The sequence below is a fragment of the Paenibacillus sp. P13VS genome (genome assembly GCF_015143645.1).
Lineage (GTDB): Bacteria > Bacillota > Bacilli > Paenibacillales > Paenibacillaceae > Paenibacillus > Paenibacillus xylanilyticus_A.
This window is the reverse complement of the sequence record NZ_WYEV01000001.1, coordinates 104,846-121,417: the sequence shown is the minus strand read 5'-3', so window position 1 is coordinate 121,417 and position 16,572 is coordinate 104,846. Positions and strand designations below refer to the sequence as shown.

The 16,572-nt window shown below is 47.8% G+C and carries 12 protein-coding genes; all 12 read left to right on the top strand.

The window, feature by feature from the left end:
- The first annotated feature begins 81 nt into the window (after positions 1–81).
- Positions 82–1,671 carry a TerB N-terminal domain-containing protein gene (locus GUA98_RS00485; protein WP_193721727.1) on the top strand — a complete coding sequence of 530 codons (1,590 nt, stop codon included), beginning with the start codon at positions 82–84 and terminating at the stop codon, positions 1,669–1,671.
- Between the two features lie 7 nt (positions 1,672–1,678).
- Positions 1,679–3,022 carry an ATP-binding protein gene (locus GUA98_RS00480; RefSeq protein WP_193721726.1) on the top strand — a complete coding sequence of 448 codons (1,344 nt, stop codon included), beginning with the start codon at positions 1,679–1,681 and terminating at the stop codon, positions 3,020–3,022.
- Complete coding sequence (locus GUA98_RS00475) at positions 3,019–5,226, top strand: DEAD/DEAH box helicase (RefSeq protein ID WP_193721725.1); 2,208 nt, start codon at positions 3,019–3,021, stop codon at positions 5,224–5,226. Before GUA98_RS00480 ends, GUA98_RS00475 begins: the two co-directional genes overlap by 4 nt.
- Positions 5,227–5,572: 346 nt before the next feature.
- Positions 5,573–6,526: an EamA family transporter gene (locus GUA98_RS00470; RefSeq protein WP_193721724.1), complete on the top strand. Its 954-nt coding sequence runs from the start codon at positions 5,573–5,575 to the stop codon at positions 6,524–6,526.
- 230 nt (positions 6,527–6,756) lie between these two features.
- Positions 6,757–7,182 carry a cupredoxin domain-containing protein gene (locus GUA98_RS00465; protein WP_193721723.1) on the top strand — a complete coding sequence of 142 codons (426 nt, stop codon included), beginning with the start codon at positions 6,757–6,759 and terminating at the stop codon, positions 7,180–7,182.
- A gap of 97 nt (positions 7,183–7,279) precedes the next feature.
- Entirely contained in the window at positions 7,280–8,296 is a 1,017-nt protein-coding gene (locus GUA98_RS00460; RefSeq protein WP_153978240.1) for an SDR family oxidoreductase, read from the top strand.
- A 16-nt stretch (positions 8,297–8,312) separates the two neighbouring features.
- On the top strand, positions 8,313–8,966 hold the full coding sequence (locus GUA98_RS00455) for a prolyl oligopeptidase family serine peptidase (protein WP_193721722.1): 654 nt from the start codon (positions 8,313–8,315) through the stop codon (positions 8,964–8,966).
- A gap of 112 nt (positions 8,967–9,078) precedes the next feature.
- Positions 9,079–9,789, top strand: a complete 711-nt coding sequence (gene treR, locus GUA98_RS00450) for a trehalose operon repressor (RefSeq protein WP_193721721.1) — start codon at positions 9,079–9,081, stop codon at positions 9,787–9,789.
- Positions 9,790–10,062: 273 nt separating this feature from the next.
- Positions 10,063–11,043 carry a glycoside hydrolase family 5 protein gene (locus GUA98_RS00445; RefSeq protein ID WP_193721720.1) on the top strand — a complete coding sequence of 327 codons (981 nt, stop codon included), beginning with the start codon at positions 10,063–10,065 and terminating at the stop codon, positions 11,041–11,043.
- Between the two features lie 256 nt (positions 11,044–11,299).
- Positions 11,300–13,369 carry a bifunctional aldolase/short-chain dehydrogenase gene (locus GUA98_RS00440; protein ID WP_193721719.1) on the top strand — a complete coding sequence of 690 codons (2,070 nt, stop codon included), beginning with the start codon at positions 11,300–11,302 and terminating at the stop codon, positions 13,367–13,369.
- Positions 13,370–13,386: 17 nt separating this feature from the next.
- A complete protein-coding gene (gene rhaA, locus GUA98_RS00435; protein WP_153978243.1) occupies positions 13,387–14,658 on the top strand; it encodes an L-rhamnose isomerase in 1,272 nt (423 codons plus the stop codon).
- Between the two features lie 206 nt (positions 14,659–14,864).
- Positions 14,865–16,538, top strand: coding sequence for a ribonuclease J (locus tag GUA98_RS00430; RefSeq protein ID WP_193721718.1), 1,674 nt, complete (start codon positions 14,865–14,867; stop codon positions 16,536–16,538).
- Positions 16,539–16,572 lie beyond the last annotated feature (34 nt).

Genomic DNA, 16,572 nt, shown 5'->3' with positions numbered 1-16,572 from the left:
GTCACAGGACAAGTGCTATAATGAGGCATATGGATACACTTGTTCGCATTATGATTTATGGAGGATGGTGAAACAGTTTCAATGAAAGACCATTCAAGACAGTTGGAATTTATGGAGATTGATCTGACCGAAGAACCAGGAGCTTCGGCTGTTCCGGTGCCTGAACGTTCGACCATTCCCCACAGGCCATTTCATTCAAGCCAGGCACGCGGGAGCATATTGTCTTCGGAGAAGCGATTCGTGGAAGAGGCGCGGCAGCTTGAAGAAATGGAGGGAGATCCTGCTCCGTTTGTTCCCTTCATGAGCTACTGGCCGACTTATGGTGTCATGAACGAGTCCCAGCGCGAGTGGTACTTGTACTGGAGGTCGGAAGTAAGGCAAGGACGTTTCCCGAATACAGATCTATCCTACGTATTCGTTCATACGTATGAATTGATTAACGGAGTAGGGTGGAGTGATCCTCAAGCGGGCTTCGATCAACTGAAACAGTTATGGATACATTACCGTGCCCGGAATCCGCAGCTGGACATGTATATGCAGGAATGGCTCGTGGATTACACGCTGGTTCATCAACTGGATATGCCGTTGTCCGAGATTCTGAACATTTCAAGCGGATATCTTCCCGCTGAGATACAGGATATGGAGATGCAGCGGATTTTGCAGAATCGAATCTCCGACGTTTCGTTGAATCTGCTGCGGCGATATTATGACTATGACATTACGCTCAGCAAATTTTATAGGGATGGCGGCCAGGAGGTTCTGGAAGAGGTTATTCCCAAGGTTATGGTGCTCGTTGATTCCTATCTGCTGCGCACACGTCAGGCAGGGATCGCGGACCAGTTTATACAGGATAAGCCGAGAACAACGGAGCGGGTGCTCTTTCGTAAAGCGGTGTATGACGATACCCTCTATGGGAAAACGGTTCCCTTGTTCTATGTTCCGGTTGGAGAAAATTCGGATTTTGTTCAGTTGGTTACACGCATTTTTCGATGTACCGAGAATAAGTGCCGGGAACTGCTCGGTTTCAGAGGCCGATTGCGTGGAAAGACTCTGGAACCTGAACTCGCAGGCTTGATCGAACGGTATTTGGACAAGGTATATGCTGCTAGACAAGCAGAAGCTGCCGTGAAACCAATCATTCGAATTGATGCGGAGAAACTGACGGCATTACAGCAGGAGAGCGAATATGTCCGCCAGGCTTTAACGATTGAGGAAGATGTGGACAGTGGACAGGAAGCGACTCCCTTAGAACACCAGACTGACATTGAGGAAGAAGCGAACGACATCGTGAAATTCACGACTGAACTGAAACAGGATCATTCTCTCGAATCAGAGGCTGATGAGGCTTTAGTTGAACGTTCCGAAGCCGTCGCAACGAATGATACGCCAGTCGGTTTGCACTGGGAGGAAGCGATTGCCGGGGATGTGGATGACGAGTGGTTCCACTTGGCGGACCAGCTTGCTCCTCAGCATGTGCTGGCCATTCATGCTCTGCTCGGCGAGGAACCGGATACTGAACTGAACCGTGTGGCTGAACGATATGGAACAATGCCTGCACTTCTGCTTGATGAAATTAACGATCTGGCCATGGAAACCATTGGCGACCTGCTGATCGACAGTGACCGGATTGTTTCTGAATATATGAATGTATTTGAACATGTGAAGAGGTGAGAGGACAGTGACAGAACTAAAAATACCGAAACGGCTGACCACCGCGCTGGTGAATTCATTGACAGCAGGTGTGGTGCCGCGAATTGGACTGGAGCAGATTGCCGTCGGCCGCAAGCCTGAAGTGGACGCGATATTGCGTGATTTGGATAATATTGCCGAAGGCGGAGCTGCATTTAAACTGATTACAGGAAGGTACGGCAGCGGGAAAAGCTTTCTTTTACAGATGATTCGCAACTATGCGATGGACCGGGAGTTCGTTGTAGCAGATGCAGACCTGTCCCCAGAGCGAAGATTGGTTGGTACCAAAGGTCAGGGACTCGCAACGTACCGAGAACTGATGACCCGACTGTCCACGCGCACACGTCCGGATGGCGGAGCACTTGAACCGATCCTGCAAAAGTGGATTGCTGCCCTGCAGCAGCAAACAATGCAGAACCAGGGCTTGCGACCGGATGACCCTGCTCTGCCGTCCGAGGTGGAAAAGCAGATTTACGCGGTCACGAACGAAATGCAGAACCTGGTGCACGGCTTTGATTTTGCCAAAGTTCTTGCTTCGTACTGGAATGGATATAAGCTGGGAGATGATGATCGCAAACAGGCTGCGCTTCGCTGGCTCAGAGGGGAATATGCCACCAAGACAGAAGCCAAACAGGAACTTGCTGTCGGTGTGATCATCGATGATGACAACTGGTATGATTATTTCAAATTATGGTCGGAGTTTACGGCGCGTATAGGTTATAAAGGGTTGCTGCTCTTTATTGATGAAGCGGTGAATCTGTACAAAATCACAAATAGCATCTCTCGGCAAAGCAATTATGAGAAATTGCTGACCATGTTTAATGACACGATGCAGGGCAAGGCGGAGCACCTCGGCATCTTTGTTGGCGGTACGCCCCAATTTGTAGAGGATGAGCGACGCGGATTGTTTAGTTATGAGGCGCTTCGTTCCAGACTGATCGATGGTCGTTATGCTGCGAGAGAATATGCGAATTACACAGGACCTATTCTGAAGCTTGCGATGTTATCCCATGAAGAAATTCTCATCCTGCTGCAGAAGCTGCGTCAGATTCATGCCTTTCATTTTGGTTACCGTGCCAGCTTGACAGATGAAGATCTGGTTGATTTCATGCAAACGGCGGTGAACCGTCTCGGGGCCGATGAGCTGTTAACCACCCGTGAAGTAGTGCGTGATTTTATGGACGTACTGCACACGCTCCACCAGAATCCGGAAGTGACCTATGCCCAATTGCTTGGTGAGCGGGCAGTCGGGCCACAGGATGGCGGTAAAGGAACGGAAGCATGTTCTGCTCCGGATGAGATGGACGATTTTCTGGCGGAATTTGAATTATGAGCGACAATCCTTTTTACAGACTGGCGCCTTTTGTCCAGGAATTTATTTATAAAAAAAGATGGGACTCGCTCCGCCCTGCACAGATTGAGGCTTGTCATATTTGTTTCGATACCCCGCATCATATGCTGATCGCGGCAGGAACAGCTTCAGGCAAGACGGAAGCAGCCTTTTTTCCAGCATTGACGGAGTTATATGAGCGTCCTTCCAAATCGGTGGGCATTCTGTACATCGGACCTCTTAAGGCACTGATCAATGATCAATTCGAGCGGCTGAAGGATCTGCTATCTGAGGGCAACATACCGGTGTGGCACTGGCACGGGGATGTGCCTCAAGCAGAAAAAACACGTTTGGTGCGTAATCCGTCCGGCGTGCTCCAGATCACACCGGAATCGCTCGAGGGTTTGCTCATGAACCGTCCCAATGCCATACCAGCGCTGTTTCATGATTTGCGGTACGTTATTATTGATGAGGTCCATGCTTTTATGGGAGCAGATCGGGGAATTCAGGTATTAAGTGAACTGGCCCGGATTGAACGGATGGCTGGCTGCAGACCCCGCAGAGTTGGATTATCTGCGACGCTGAGTGATTATGAGGCAGCAACTTCATGGCTAGCGGCAGGAACACAGGAAGGGGTAGATGTCGTGTCTTCTCCAGGCGGCCGCAAGCTGCGCCTGCGGGTGGAGCATTTCTCTTTTCCGGATGCCCGGGATGAGGAGCAGGCCGAACATCTGCACAACGCACGCAAAGCCTATTATGATTTCATCTATGAGAGCACCCATCGCAAAAAGGCGCTAATCTTCACCAATAGCCGAACGGATGCCGAAGTGACCATCCTTGAAATGAGAAGAGTTGCTGTACGGCGGGAAGAAAGGGATGTATTTCATGTACATCACGGAAGCATATCAGCCATGCTTCGCGAAGAGACGGAGGCGGCCCTGCGGACCGGGGTGGGTCCGGCCGTAGCTGCGGCTACGGTAACATTGGAACTGGGGATTGACCTTGGTGAATTGGAACGGGTAGTGCAGCTCGGTGCCCCTTACAGCGCTTCGAGTTTTGTCCAGCGTCTCGGAAGGTCAGGAAGACGGGATGACATGGCTTCGGAAATGTTATTCGTTTGTCCGGAAGAAGAGGATGAAGAAGCGCAGCTTCCAGCTCGAATGCCATGGACGCTGCTTCGTGCCATTGCTGTCATAGAGCTGTATGTGAAGACCAAATGGGTCGAACCGCTTGAGGCTCGCAAAATGCCAATGGGCGTTCTCTACCATCAGACGATGAGCATGCTGAAAAGCATGGGGGAGGCAGAGCCACGCGAGCTCGCGTATGCCGTTCTGTCTCTTGCACCGTTCAGTCAGATCCGGGCCGATCAGTACCAGACGTTCTTAAATTATCTGATTGAAACCGATCATCTGCAGTGGACGGAAGAACAGACCTTAATCATTGGGCTAACTGGCGAGAAAACGGTGAATAATTATCGATTTTACGCGGTTTTCAAAGACGATGAGGAACACAAGGTGCTGAATGGTTCAGAGGAAATCGGTTCGATTACGACAGTTCCACCGCCTGGCTATTGCTTTTCACTTGCAGGAAAGCTGTGGAAAGTAGAAGAAGTGGATCATAAATACAAAGCCGTATATGTGAAGGCGGCTAAAGGCAAAGTGGACACCCTGTGGCTTGGAGCGGGGGGGGACATTCATACGCTGGTCGTTCAGAAAATGCGTGAGGTTCTGTCGGATTCAGTGATCTATCCTTATTTGTCTCCACAAGCGGTGAATCGTTTGGAGCGTGCACGCCGGTTAGCACGGGAGAGCGGATTGCTGAAGCAGGTGGTTATACCGGCTGGCGGTGATTCCCTGTACGTTCTCCCTTGGGTGGGAAGTAAGTCGTTTCGAACACTGGAACGATTGATGAAGCATAATCTGTCCGATCGATTTGCGCTGCGTTCCGTCGTGCCCATGGAGCCTTATTATTTTGTCGTCTCTGGTAAAGTGGATGCACGAACACTTCTGGCAGAGATTATGAGCGAATGCCGGACGGTTGAGGATGCTTCAGGACTGCTGGCGGAAGACGAGGCCCCGTATCTAGGCAAATATGATGAATTTGTGGCCCCGGCATTGATCCGGGAAGCTTTTGCCGTGGACGGTTTGGATCTGCAAGGTTTACAGGAGGGTTTGGAACAAACGCTGGCTTGGGAATCTCCTGAATGAGATGACACCGTGGATGATATCGTTTGATACTTATAGCTGTCCAATTTCATTTTCATTGGAATGATGGGGTTGACACCATCTCACCTGCCATGTAATATATGAAAAGTCGTCACATATATAACATCACAATCACAAAAGCATACTTCATTTCGTATAACCTCGCAGGCCAAAAGTGTACACAGGGCGAGGGTCTCTACGGGAAGCCTATACTTCCTAACTACGATGCCAGGAATTTCATGTATTCCTTGCTCGAAGTTAGGATTTTTTGCGTTTGGATGGCAGGTTGTGACCTTGGCATGGATTAGACATGCGGACGTATTATCGATCATCAGGAGGTTTATTCATAATGAAGTACTATTTGTCCGTTCTCGCTGGAGCGATGAGCTATGGCATCTTGTCCACTATAGTTGTGCTGGCATACGGTGAAGGATATCAACTCGGAGAGGTTGTTGGTTCACAGCTGGTGACGGGGTTCATCCTGTCCTGGTTGCTGGCACTATATACGAAATTTAAAACAAAACGCAGATCACAAACTAGCAAAACACCAGGGGCAGCGACGAGTGTGTTCACGCGACTGACATGGAAGCAGCGTCTGCTGTTAATGGCTGCCGGAACACCAACAGTTATAACCGGTCTGGTATACTATCAGTCATTACGTTACATTCCCGCATCACTCGCTATTATTCTCTTGTTTCAGTTTACCTGGATTAGCGTGTTGATTCAGGCGGTAAGTAAACGCCAACGTCCAGACAAAGTAACCTTCCTAACTCTGATTATCCTGTTCGGAGGTACACTCCTTGCAGCAGGGTTCCTGGAGCAGGGACTGAGCGAGTTTAACGGCCTGGGTATTGCACTCGGACTGTTGGCGGCAGTGAGTTATTCCCTGTTTGTACTGTTTAGCGGCAAAGCCGTTCCGTCAGCTCATCCTGCTTTTCGCAGCGCGTGGATGGTTACCGGCGGTTTGATTCTGCTCTGCATTCTGTTCCCGCCGACCTTCCTGTTTAACGGATTGATCTGGAGCCAGCTGCTTGTGTTCGGATTACTGCTCGGTTTCTTCGGTGCTTTCATTCCGCCAGTGTTGTTCGCCATTGGGGTTCCTCATATTGGGGGCGATATGGCAGGCATTCTGGGTGCAGTAGAGCTTCCGGTTGCGGTGTTGTTATCTTCCATTGTACTTCATGAGCATGTAAGTGGACGGCAGTGGTTTGGCGTCATTATCGTTCTGATCGGCGTTGCACTGCCAGAGTTATATAAGCTGAGGCTGAAACGGAGTCGAAGTGCTCCGCAGTATTCCTCTTAACGAACCCCAGTACACCGGGGATGCGCTAGAGTTATCATGGATATAAATATAAACTAGTAGATAAGCCTGAGTAATCAGGCTTTTTCTAATGAAACGAAGTTTTCAGTTGGATATCCAGCCCTCACTTGCTAAGTATGATCTGACATGGCCCATAGGAGCCATTTTCTTCTGCAGCGGGTTAAGGTATGATATAGGCTGTACTTTTATTTCAGGAAAAGAGGCATGCGGATATGAATAGCTCAATTAAGAAAATGTGGCCGTGGCTTACGCTTGGCCTTGCTGTTATTGTATTACTCGGATCATTTTTGGTTTATTTCATGGGCAAGGACATGTCTCCCGGTTCAGGAAGTTCGGTAACAGCACAAGCGAAGACGGCTGAAGAATTGGAAGGATATGAAGTCATTGATGTGAATGTGAGTAATGACGGGTTCGAGCCTGGGGTGATTGAAGTTAAAGCCGGAGTTCCCACTAAAATTAATTTTATTCTTACCCGGTCAGTCACCCATGTGAAATCGGTTGGTTCACAAGCTCTGGGAATGGATTTGTACATGCAAAAAGGAGACAACTACTACACCGTTGATGAAAATTTGCAGCCTGGAGAATATGAAATTCACTGCGGCATGTACATGATATACGGAACAATTAAGGTCGTTTAAACGTGAGGAGCAGAGTCAGTGACAAGCTGGCTTTGCTCCTCTTTTGCATGCGTGCTATCATGGACTTGTGAGACATTTCATCTGGAGGTGGCCTAATATGAAAGCGCTATTTATTGGAGGCACGGGTACAATCAGTACAGCAATTACGCAGCAGCTCGCCAGTCAGGGGTGTGAGCTTTATTTGATCAATCGCGGCAATCGTAATGATGATCTGCCCGCGGAAGTCAATGTGCTTCAGGCCGACATCAACGATGAAGTACGGGTTGCAGAACTCATTGCGGATCTTGAATTTGATGTCGTTGCAGACTTTATAGCTTTTGTCCCGTCACAGCTCGAGAGGGATTATCGTTTATTTAAAGACAAAACCAAACAATTCATATTTATAAGCTCGGCATCAGCCTATCAGACACCGCTTGCCGACTATCGCATTACGGAAGGTACACCATTGTCCAATCCCTACTGGGAGTATTCACGCAATAAGATCGCTTGTGAAGACTATTTGATGAAGCAGTACCGGGAGCATGGTTTTCCGGTGACGATTGTACGTCCAAGCCATACGTATGGTGACCTGTCAGTGCCTCTGGGCGTGCATGGTGCCAAAGGAAGCTGGCAGGTTCTCAAGCGGATTCGTGAAGGCAAACCTGTAATCATTCACGGTGACGGCACGTCGCTATGGACGATTACGCATAATAGTGATTTTGCCAAAGGTTTTATCGGTCTTATGGGGAATATCCATGCCATTGGTGAGTCTGTACATATTACCTCGGACGAGTCCGTGACGTGGAACCAGATCTATGAAATTATCGCAGGAGTACTTGGAGTCAAGCTGAATGCGGTTCATGTCCCTTCGGAATTTTTGGCTGCATGCAGTGATCAGGACCTTCGCGGCGGTTTGCTTGGAGATAAGGCCAACACGGTTGTATTTGACAATAGCAAACTGAAGAGGCTTGTACCTGAATTTGTAGCAACAACGAGAGCGGATCAGGGAATACGGAAAACGATCCATTATATGCTGGATCATCCAGAGCTGCAAACCGAAGATCCTGAATTTGATGCTTGGTGTGACAAGGTGGTTGGAGCTCTGGACGAAGCGTTGAAAAAGATTAAAGAATAGAAGTGAGGGGACAGTCATGACCCAGACGGGGCATCGAATCGTCAAGGAAATAACCAAAACATTGACATTGGACTACTTGCTGCACATTCCGGTTACGGAAGACCAGCCAGCAGATAAGAAGTGGCCTGTTATTCTGTTTCTTCACGGATCAGGCGAACGTGGCAGTGATTTAAATAAGGTGAAAGCAAACGGACTCCCGAACATTGTAGATCAGGATCATAGCTTTCCTTTTATCGTCATATCGCCTCAATGTCCGGAGGATGAATTCTGGGCCATGGAAAAGGAAGCTCTGCATGCCATTGTTGAACATGTGCTGGAGAACTACCCTGCAGATCCGAAGAGAGTATATCTTACCGGATTAAGCATGGGAGGTTACGGGGCCTGGCATCTGCCCATCGACTATCCCGATGTATTTGCTGCTGTAGCCCCCGTGTGCGGGGGAATCGATCCATCCAGAGCAGAAGCCTTGCGTGATGTGCCGATCTGGGCATTTCACGGTGCCAAGGACGATGTTGTTCCTCTCTCGGAATCACAAGGAATTGTGGATGCCCTTGAAGCGATCGAGGCAAACGTGAAGCTGACTGTCTATCCGGAAGGGAACCATAATGCTTGGGATGAGACATACAGCAATCCGGACCTGTACAAGTGGTTTCTGAGTCACTCCTTGTAAACTTTTATTTATCAGCCGTGCTGGTAGAACCACCAAGTGCATTAACCCTGCCAATAATGCTATAATAGGTTGCTAATATGATAAAAAGGGTAATGAACTATGGTGATGAATGATGAATAACAAGTTTATCCGAATCTATGAAGATATCGCAGCTCATATTCGGAATGGAGAGATCGAGGCTGGTTCGCTTCTGCCATCGGAGCTTGATTTGTCCGAAAGCTATCAGACGTCCAGAGAGACGATACGCAAAGCATTAAAAATGCTGTATGAAGAAGGTTACATTCAGAAAATTCAGGGCAAGGGATCCATTGTACTGGATATCCGCAAGATTGATTTTCCCATTTCGGGACTGGTCAGCTTCAAGGAACTGGCCAAAAAAATGGGACAGCGGGCCAGAACGCATGTTGAGGAATTAGAGGAACTGAAGGTTGATCAGGCCTTGTTTAAAACCATTCAATTTGGGATGGGCGAACAAGTGTGGAAAATCGTGCGTGTAAGAAATGTGGATGGAGAAAGTGTCATTCTGGACAAGGACTATATCAGTCAGCGTCTTGTCCCGGGATTAACCAAAGAGATATGCAATGATTCCATTTATGAGTACATGGAGGATCAGCTCGGTTTGTCCATTTCTTTTGCCAAGAAAGAGATCTTGGTGGAAGAGCCTACCGAAGAAGATCGAAGACTGATGGATCTGGAAGGCTTACACAATGTGGTCGTTGTACGAAGCCAGGTCTACCTGGAGGATGCGAGTCCTTTTCAGTTTACGGAATCCCGGCACCGTCCGGACAAATTCAAATTTGTTGATTTTGCAAGGCGTAAATAATTGTGTAATGGATTATAAGAAATGCCTGTCCGATTTTTTATCATTGGACGGGTGTTTCTTTTTTTTCCAAAAAGAGTTAAGAATGAGTTGGCTAGTAAGCGTTTTCATTTTATGATAATATCATAACTTAAACGATAAAGTAAATTTTAAACAAATCATCTAAAATTATTTGTTTTTATAACTTACTTTATTAGTTGATAAATTGATTTTAGTTAACTTATTGCCTTGTGCAGGGTTAATTGAAATATAAAAAAACTCAGGAGGTTATATGCCATGGCCAAGTTGCAAAAGGGTACAATCTTAACAGTCATTGCAGCACTGATGTTTGTCATTTTGGGGAGCGCGGCTCCAAAAGCCGCAGCAGCTTCAGGTTTTTACGTGAATGGAGGCAAATTGTACGATTCTACGGGTAAACCATTTTACATGAGGGGTATCAATCATGGGCACTCCTGGTTCAAAAATGATCTGAACACAGCTATCCCTGCAATCGCAAAAACGGGTGCCAATACAGTACGAATTGTTTTGTCAAACGGTACACAATACACCAAAGATGATCTGAATTCCGTAAAAAACATCATTAATGTTGTAAACGCAAACAAGATGATTGCTGTGCTTGAAGTACACGATGCCACTGGCAAAGATGACTACAATTCGTTGGACGCAGCGGTCAACTACTGGATCAGCATCAAGGAAGCACTGATCGGGAAGGAAGATCGGGTTATTGTAAACATTGCAAACGAGTGGTACGGAACATGGAACGGAAGTGCCTGGGCAGATGGGTACAAAAAAGCTATTCCGAAATTAAGAGATGCGGGTATTAAAAATACCTTGATTGTAGATGCAGCAGGCTGGGGTCAGTATCCTCAATCGATCGTCGATTACGGACAAAGCGTATTCGCAGCGGATTCACAGAAAAATACGGTGTTTTCCATTCACATGTATGAGTATGCAGGCAAGGATGCAGCCACCGTCAAAGCCAATATGGAAAATGTGCTGAACAAGGGGCTGGCCCTAATCATTGGGGAATTCGGAGGATATCACACGAATGGAGATGTCGATGAATATGCCATCATGAAATATGGTCAGGAAAAAGGGGTAGGATGGCTTGCATGGTCTTGGTACGGTAATAGCTCAGGATTAAACTATCTTGATTTGGCAACAGGACCTAACGGCAGCTTAACGAGCTATGGTAATACGGTGGTCAATGATACTTACGGAATTAAAAACACGTCCCAAAAAGCGGGAATCTTCTAATTCTATACCTACTTCAATCGATATTGTTCAGGTAAGTAGGGTTGAATTCTAAACGGCATGATAAAACTCTATTGGTTTTTCGCAGCATTCTTGACACTCTGACGGCATCGTCAGGGTGTCTTTTAATTCAACGCATTAGCAGGGAGTTTGATCTTTTGATTATTTCCGTTTATATTTAAAATCTTTTGTTTTCAAAACAAAACAAAGATGTTAAACTCTGATTAGGAATAAAACAAACATTATCGGAGGGAAATGAATGGTACAGAGTTTATGGAATTCTTCACAGGCATCTGAGCAAACGACGGGACTTGAGCAGCTGGTTTACCGATCCAATCTGATTGGTGCAGACCGGAGTGTATGCAACATTTATGGTGGAAATACGTCTACCAAAACAACAGTGAAGGATTTTCGTGGACGTGATGTAGAAGTCATGTACGTGAAAGGAAGCGGCTCCGATCTGGGCTCGATGCAAGCGAAGCATTTTACAGGCCTGGCTCTGGAAGACATTCGTCCCCTGATTGAACGTGAATCGATGACGGATGAAGAGATGGTTGAATATTTGGGTCATTGCATGATCGATTCCAAGCACCCGCGTGCCTCGATCGAGACCTTGCTGCATGCCTTTCTTCCATACAACCATGTGGACCACACGCATCCGGATGCAATTATCAGTCTATGTTGTGCCGATAACGGGAAAGAGTTGGCGAGAGAGATTTATGGAGATCGGTTTGTGTGGGTCCCGTATGTTCGCCCAGGATTTACGTTATCCAAGATGATTGCTGAAAGCGTATTCGCGAATCCGAATGCGGAACTGGTTCTGATGGAGAAGCACGGACTCGTCACTTGGGGAGAGACATCCGAGGAATGTTACGCCCAAACAATCAAGATTATCAATGAGGCGGAAGCGTTCATTGAAACTCGTGTGGATGAAGGAAGTTTGTTTGGTGGCGTTAAACATCCGGCACTTGCTGCGGAAGTACGGCGTGAGATTGTAGCCAAAATCATGCCAACGCTTCGCGGTGCCGTATCGGATAGCAAAAAAATGATTCTGTCCTATGACGATCAGGATGATGTACTTGCTTTTGTCGGTGGAGCCAATTCACCAGAGCTGTCACAGGTGGGAGCGGCTTGCCCGGATCATCTGGTACATACCAAAGTCGTTCCGTTATTCATCGACTGGACGCCGGATGCTGAGGATATTGATGGTCTGAAAGCGAAGCTGACCGAAGGCGTAGCTGCATACAAAGAGCAGTACAAACAGTATTTTGAAAGCAACAAAAACGAAGGCGATGTCATGTTCGAAGCAGCCCCTCGCGTTATTCTCATCCCCGGTGTGGGTATGATCAACACAGGCAAGAGCTGGGCATTATCCCAAGTAAGCGGAGCACTGTATCACCGTGCGATTGCCGTTATGCGGGGCGCGACGAGCCTGGGTAAATTCGTATCGCTAAGTGCAAATGAGTCCTACAATGTAGAATACTGGCCGCTTGAATTGTATAAATTGTCCCTTGCACCGGCTGAAACCGAATTTTCCCGGAAAGTGGCGTTTATTACAGGGGGGGCCGGCGGAATTGGCAGCGAGACTGCACGCAGGCTGGTATCCGAGGGGGCACACGTCGTTCTGGCAGACCTGAACCTGGAAGGCGCTCAAAAAGTAGCCCAGGAAATCAATGACCAATATGGTGCGAATCGCGCATATGCACTAAAAATGGATGTAACGGATGAGCAAGCCGTACAATCGGCGTACGCTGAAGTGGCTGTGCAATATGGCGGTGTGGACATTATCGTTAACAATGCGGGTCTTGCCACATCGAGTCCATTTGACGAAACCTCCCTGAAGGAATGGAACCTCAACATGAATGTGCTGGGTACCGGATATTTCCTCGTTGCCCGAGAAGCGTTCAAGCTGATGAAACAGCAGGGAATTGGCGGCAGTATGGTCTTCATCGGGTCCAAAAACTCGGTCTATGCCGGTAAAAGTGCATCGGCTTACAGCTCGGCAAAAGCGCTTGAAGCTCACCTTGCACGCTGTATTGCAGCTGAAGGCGGCGAATATGGTATTCGTGTCAATACGATACTCCCTGACGCGATTCTGCAAGGGTCTGCGATCTGGAATGGTTCCTGGAGAAACGAACGTGCGGCAGCGTATGGGATTGAGCACGATCAGCTGGAAGAGTACTATCGCAAGCGTACGACACTGCTCGTGAATATTTATCCAAAAGATATTGCGGAAGGTATTGCCTTCTTTGCTTCTTCCAAATCCGAGAAAACAACCGGATGCATGATGACCATCGATGGCGGTGTACCGGCAGCATTTACACGTTAAGAGGAGGGTTTCTGCGAATGGATAACCAAGTCAAGCAAGCGTATGAAGCAGCCAAATTGTTATATACCCAGCATGGAATTGATACGGATGAGGTATTGGAGAAGCTTGCAGAGATTAAGGTATCTGTGCATTGCTGGCAAGGTGATGATGTGAAAGGCTTTTTGAACCAGGATGGAGAGTTGACGGGAGGCATCTCCGTTACAGGTCAATATCCGGGAGCAGCAACCACTCCTGCAGAACTTCGGGCAGATCTGGAACAAGCCTTTTCGCTAATTCCAGGCAAGCATAAGGTTAATCTGCATGCAATCTATACCGATACGGATGAAAAAGTGGAGCTGGACCAGATCGAGCCCAAGCATTATGAGAAATGGGTGCAATGGGCCAAGGAGCAGGGGCTGGGTCTCGATTTTAACCCGACGTGCTTTTCCCATGAGAAATCTAGCGACGGATTCACACTGAGTCATCCTGATCCGGAGATTCGCCAGTTCTGGATTGATCACTGCAAGGCGTCTCGGCGCATCGGTGCTTATTTTGGCGAGCAATTGGGCCAGACATGCGTAACAAACGTTTGGGTTCCGGACGGGTTCAAGGATAATCCGGTTGATCGCATGACACCACGCAAACGTCTTAAGGATTCGTTGGATGAAGTATTTGCAGAGAAGCTTGATCCGAAGCATAATCTGGACGCGGTTGAGAGTAAACTGTTCGGCCTTGGTTCGGAAGCGTACGTGGTTGGATCACACGAATTCTATATGGGATACGGATTGCAAAATGATACCCTGATCTGCCTGGACGCAGGCCACTTCCATCCCACGGAGGTCATCTCCAACAAGCTGTCTTCCCTTGCGCTGTTTACTAGTGGCATTCTGCTGCATGTGAGCCGTCCAATGCGTTGGGATAGTGACCATGTCGTCATTATGGACGATGAGCTGTTGGAAATCGCACGGGAGCTTGTTCGTCACGACCTGCTGTCAACGACGCATGTGGGCCTCGATTTCTTTGATGCCAGCATCAATCGCGTAGCTGCCTGGGTTGTCGGTACACGCAACACGATCAAGGCTTTGCTGCGCGCCATGCTGGAACCGGTGGATGCACTTAAAGCCGCTGAACTGCAAGGTGATTATACGGTACGGTTGGCGCTGACTGAAGAATTCAAATCCTATCCATTTGGTGCCATCTGGGATTATTATTGTGCACAGCAGGGAGTGCCAGTTCGCGAGAAATGGATCTCCGAGATCAAAACCTATGAAGAAAATGTTTTGCTGCAGCGTGGTAAATCGCTTGTTTAACTTGTTCTTATAAAGGAATTTTGTATTGCTTATTTCATCCTAAACAGATCAAAGCCCGCCGTGGAGCCAGCGTTCCATTGCGGGCTTTTTGGCGTGCAACATTCAAGATGCATAAGTGAACCGAGAAACAACATACTACAAATACATAAACAGGCATATAGAATAGCCCAGCTACTGCAGCAAAGCGAAAAGGAGGATGCTTTAAATTGAATCTAGCCCACAATAAGTTGTATGTCGCTGCTTTTGGCGGCGTAAACGAAATTGGTAAGAACATGTATATTATTCAGTACAACAAGGATATTATCGTCATCGATTGTGGTTCCAAATTTCCGGATGAGACCTTGCCGGGCATCGATCTGATTATTCCGGACGTTTCTTACTTGCTGGAGAATCTGGATCAGGTGAGAGCCCTTGTGGTTACTCATGGACACGAAGATCACATTGGGGGCATACCCTATTTTCTGAAACAAATGAATATCCCCGTATATGCATCCAGGCTTACCCGAGGGTTGATTGAACTGAAGCTGAAAGAGCATAACATGCTGCGAACGGCTGATCTTCATACAATCGATGCTCACTCCACTGTAAAGCTGGGGGATATCGACGTTTCCTTTTTTGCAACGAGCCACAGCATCCCGGACTGCCTGGGCGTTTTCTTCCGTACACCTGGTGGAAATGTGGTACATACCGGCGATTTCAAGTTCGACATGTCACCTGTGAATGGGCCTTATCCTGATCTATATCGAATGGCTGAGATTGGTAAACAAGGTGTTCATCTGCTGCTGTCAGAAAGTACAAATGCTGAACGGCCTGGATTTACACCCTCCGAGCGAGTTGTAGGTGATCGCATTCTGGATGCATTTATTCGAGCGAGGCAAAAAATATTTATCTCCACCTTCGCTTCCAATGTCAGCCGGGTTCAGCAAATTGTGAATGCCACCTTTGAGACCGGGCGCAAACTGGCCTTGCTGGGCAGAAGCATGGTTAACGTCGTGTCGGTTGCCAGTGAACTGGGATACCTTGATGTTCCTGATGGCTTGCTGATTGAAGCGATTGATGTGGATCAGTTTCCTCCTGAACAAGTCGTTATTCTCTGTACGGGAAGCCAAGGTGAACCTATGGCCGCGCTGTCACGGCTCGCAACAGGTAAGCACCCTCATGTGAGAGTGGCAGCAGGTGACACTGTCATTATTGCGGCAGGAGCAATTCCGGGCAACGAACGCAATTTAGCCCACGTTATTGATAACCTGTATGTACTGGGAGCAAGAGTGTTATATGGTTCGAGCGGGTCCGGGGGCATGCATGTGTCGGGGCATGGCAGTCAGGAAGAGCTGAAGCTGATGCTGACACTGATGAAGCCGGATTATCTGGTGCCCATCCACGGCGAATTCCGCATGCTGTACCAGCACAGATTGCTGGCTGAATCGGTTGGCATAGACCCGGATCACGTCTTTATCGTTAATAATGGTGACATGATTCAGTACAAGGATGGCGTAGCATCACCGGGTCCCAAAATCGCTTCGGGCAACAGTCTGGTTGACGGCTTGATTATGGGGGATGTAGGTAATATTGTGCTTCGTGATCGCAGACAGTTATCGTCAGACGGTATGCTTGTCATTGTGACGACACTTAGCAAAACGGAGAAGCAAATGGTCACGTCTCCAGAGATCATTTCCAGAGGATTTGTGTTTGTGAAAGACTCGGAGGAATTTATGAAGGAGATTCACGGCCTGGTATTGTCCAGAATGGAAGAATTGACCGGAGCAGGAGTGAACCAATGGAATGTCATCAAAAGAAAGCTTAAGGACGAGATCGGACATTACATTTATGCCCAGACCAAACGAAGACCGATGATCCTGCCTATTATCATAGAGGTATGAAAAATGGTTAGAATAAGATAGAAAGCCTGAGGAA